The following is a 3,911-nucleotide window of genomic DNA, read 5'->3' on the forward strand; positions in this document are numbered from 1 at the left end:
TTTGTTTCATAATTGCTTCGGATATCTCACGACCCCTAGTTCGAGTACGACACAGAAATGCTATTTTGCTTTATGAAAATCTCGCATTTACATCTTCGGGATTAGCACTTAAATTTTGCGGTAAAATTCTAAAACTACTACACCTAAGAATTTTACCGTTTTAAAGCATTAAATTTTTACGATTTTAAGGTTAGTTGCAACCGTAGAAAAATTCGCGGTAAAAGTGGTGGATGCCTGTCGTGCGGATTTAGATGCTAGATTAATCCGCAAGCGCTACGCTTTTACTAAAATTTTGTCTTTGTAAAAATTTTAAAATTTCAATCGCTCTTTTTAAAGCGCTTCGGCGCAAACATAAATTTCTAGCCGCCTCGCTATATTTTATAGGCTTGCTCGGAGCTTTAAAATAGCAAGCCACGTGTCTGCTATTTGCCAAAAACCCTAGCGAAAATCGCGTCCACGTTTTTGGTGTAATATCCGTAGTCAAAGCACTCTTTGATCTCGCTTTCGCTTAGCTTTTCTCGTAGCTTTGTATCTGCTAGCAGATTTTGCAAAAATAGGCTATGCCCTTGCTCATCTATAGCTTTTTTGCCCTCTTGCAGATCCGCCCAGACCTTCATCGCATTACGCTGCACGATTTTATAAGCATCCTCTCTGCTAACTCCTCGTTTAGGCAGCTCTAGCAGTACGCGCTGCGAAAACACGAGCCCACCGGTTAAATTTAGATTTCTCATCATATTTTCAGGATATACTAGCAGTTTTTCAATCAAGCTTGTCAAGCGATTTAGCATAAAATCAGCAGTTATAAAGCCATCAGGGAGGATAAATCGCTCGACCGAGCTATGGCTGATGTCGCGTTCGTGCCATAGTGCTACGTCCTCCATCGCGGGTATTGCGAAGCTACGGATCATACGGCATAGTCCCGTTACGTTTTCGCTAAGCACAGGATTTCGTTTGTGCGGCATCGCAGAGCTGCCCTTTTGACCTGGGCTAAAAAATTCCTCCGCCTCATAAACCTCGGTGCGTTGATAGTGGCGGATTGCGATAGCGATCTTTTCGCAGCTGGAAGCCAGGATCGCAAGTGCGCTCATCACCTGTGCGTAGCGATCGCGCTGGATGACTTGATTGGACGCGGGAGCGGGCTTTAGCCCCAGATATTCGCACACCAGCTCTTCCAGCTCTAGTGGAGCGTGGGCGAAATTCCCCATCGCACCGCTTATTTTGCCGTAGCTGATGACGCTTTTTGCGTGTTGCAAAAGCTCTAGCGCGCGATTTATCTCATCATACCAGACTGCAAGCACGAGCCCGAAAGTGATCGGCTCGCCGTGGATACCGTGGCTGCGCCCGACCATCAGTGTCATTTTATGCTTCATGGCTTGAGATTTTATCGCGGCTTTTAAATTTTGCACATCCTCAATGATAAGCTCCATGCTTTCTTTGATTTGTAGCGCGACGGCGGTATCGATGCAATCACTGCTAGTCATGCCGTAATGCACGAAGCGGCTCTCCTGCCCAAGGCTCTCACTCACGCTCGTTAGAAATGCAATCACGTCATGCTTGGTGGTCTTTTCGATCTCATCTATCCGCTCGATCCTAAAGCTTGCGTTTTGTAGAATTTTATCTTTATCGCAGTCGCTTATTAGACCTAGTTTATTCCACGCCTTAACTGCTGCGAGCTCGACTTTTAGCCACGCGTCGTATTTGGCTTGCAAGCTCCATTTTTCAGACATCTCTTTTCTTGCGTATCTTTCGACCATTTTAGTAGCCTTTCGGTTAGAATTTCTTGTATAATGATGGCAATAATTATATAAAAATGGGGCTGAAAGTTTAATATGGGTTATGAGAAAAGAAGCCTGGGAAGCTTTGAGGGACGCAAAATTTACGAAATTCTGCTTAGCCTCGGATACGATATGAAATCCGCGCAGCGCATCTGTGACAAGCATCGCGTAACCGATGCAGAGGATCGAAATTTACATAAAAGCTCCATCGCGCACGGAGAAATTTTTTTGATCAATTACAAATGCGAGCCGCGCGGACTGAAGCCGATCTTTGAGTGCGATGCGTTTGCGGCATTTGACAAGCCGAGTGGAATTTTAAGCCATCCGAGCGGGCGCAACTCGCCTTACAATATGTATGACGAGATCTGGTCGCTATACGGGCAGGACGCGTGCGTGGCGCATAGGCTTGATTTAGAAACCAGCGGAATTCTTATTGTCGCCAAGGATAAAGACGCGGCGCGCGAGCTTAAAGAGTGCTTTGAACAGCGTAGAGTGATGAAAAGCTATCTAGCGCTCGTGCGAGGTGATTTGAGAGAGGGCTTGCGAGGTGATTTGCAAAGTGCTGCTTGCAATGGCGAGATAGAGAACTGCTATGCGCTAGGTTCGTATGAAATTTGCGGATCAAAATTTGCGGACGATGCTGTGAGTTTACCAGATAACGTGTCGGATCTGCGCGATACACTAGCTCTAAAAGGAGTAGGCAATAAATTTGGATTTAATATCTTGTCTAATAGTGCGAGTAGGAGATTATGGTGCGATGCTCTATCTGACGGCATGCAAGCTAAATTTGAATTTGGCGCTCCTGCTGGCGATGTTGGCAGCGGATTTGAATTTGATGACTTATCCTGCGGCGTGAGTGATAAGCTTAAACCCGCTATCGCGATGAGTAGCGCGGATAACGGACATAAACCTTACGCCTTATCTGTGGCTAAATCTTTGCCAGCTACTTCTATGGGCTGCGTAAATTTTAAAAAATTTGAGCCTGCAAAATACGCAAAATTTAGCGATAAACTGAAATTTTTAAAGGATTTTGAGGGGTTTGTGATTGATGCTCCGATCGCTCCTAACGACGAGTTTGCCGATCTTAAAATTCGTATGAAAATATCGCGCGACGGTAAGGAGGCGATCACGCTGATACGCCCGCTGCGATATTTCTCGGACATAGACGCTAGCCTGATCGAGTGCTATCCGCTGACGGGTAGGCAGCATCAGATCAGGCTGCATCTATTTGCCGCGGGCGTGCCGATACTGGGAGAGCCGCTGTACGGGCTTTCGCGCGAGCAAGCGGAGTGGATATTGGATAAAAAGATGGATGAGACAGAGCGGATCAGAACGACGGGAGCGCCGAGATTGTTGCTACACGCGAATGCAATTCGCTTTGAACTAGGCGGCGAACGATACGAGATAAAAAGCGAATTTGACGCCGCAAGAGAGTTTTATAATCTCGCGAAAATCGGTAAAATTTAAACAACTCAATAAAATTTTGAGGTGGCGGCGATTATTTTTATGACCATAATTTTGCTTTTGCCGGTTTTTATAAAATTTTGTGCTTACAACGGCATTAATTTATTAATTTCTCATCTATAGTTATTTGAAAATTTTAAGACGATTTTATTTTGCGATGGGCTATATTGGGAAAAAACGTTACGGCTTTAAAAGCAAATAATTCAGCCTGGCTAGACGGTGGGTTTCATATATTTATTTTCGGTAGCGAAGATTGCGGTAAATTTGAGCTCAGAGCGCATAAATATTGGACGTTTCAAGATAAGTTGGGCGGTAGTATAAAAGGATTTTAAATCCGATGTTGATTCTTTTAAAAAAATACAATCAAGAATATGGAATATTTAAAAGAGAATTTGATGAATACGCCAATTTTCTATTTAAGCAAAAGGGCGGGGCGGGAAGCTCTGTTAATTTAGAAAGCTCGACATTGATAGCAAGCATGGGGAGCAAAACGGTAGTTGCTTCTTTTGGGGAATATTGCAAGAGGGTACTTGGTTTGGGCATAGACCATAGCATAGAACAAAAACAAACAATAGAAATATCGCAAGATATTGGCATGAGACTTGGATTGTAATTGTTAATTTCTATGAAAATTCGAAATGCCAAGGGTAGATAAGAAGGAATTCGCAGATG

At 44.1% G+C, this 3,911-nt stretch carries 3 protein-coding genes; 2 read left to right on the forward strand and 1 reads right to left on the reverse strand.

The features are described from left to right. Nucleotides 1-422 precede the first annotated feature (422 nt). Nucleotides 423-1,754: an adenylosuccinate lyase gene (gene purB / locus Q0095_RS07040; protein WP_297882648.1), complete on the reverse strand. Its 1,332-nt coding sequence runs from the start codon at nt 1,752-1,754 to the stop codon at nt 423-425. A gap of 75 nt (nt 1,755-1,829) precedes the next feature. Here purB and Q0095_RS07045 point away from each other — a divergent pair, with 75 nt between their 5' ends. Both Q0095_RS07045 and Q0095_RS07050 read left to right on the forward strand, forming a co-directional pair. Continuing rightward, complete coding sequence (locus Q0095_RS07045) at nt 1,830-3,242, forward strand: pseudouridine synthase (protein WP_297882650.1); 1,413 nt, start codon at nt 1,830-1,832, stop codon at nt 3,240-3,242. Between the two features lie 334 nt (nt 3,243-3,576). Then, nucleotides 3,577-3,852 (forward strand): hypothetical protein, encoded by a 276-nt coding sequence (locus Q0095_RS07050; protein WP_297882652.1) that lies wholly within the window; start codon nt 3,577-3,579, stop codon nt 3,850-3,852. The last annotated feature ends 59 nt before the right edge of the window (nt 3,853-3,911 follow it).

It is taken from the genome of uncultured Campylobacter sp. (assembly GCF_938045535.1).
Lineage (GTDB): Bacteria > Campylobacterota > Campylobacteria > Campylobacterales > Campylobacteraceae > Campylobacter_B.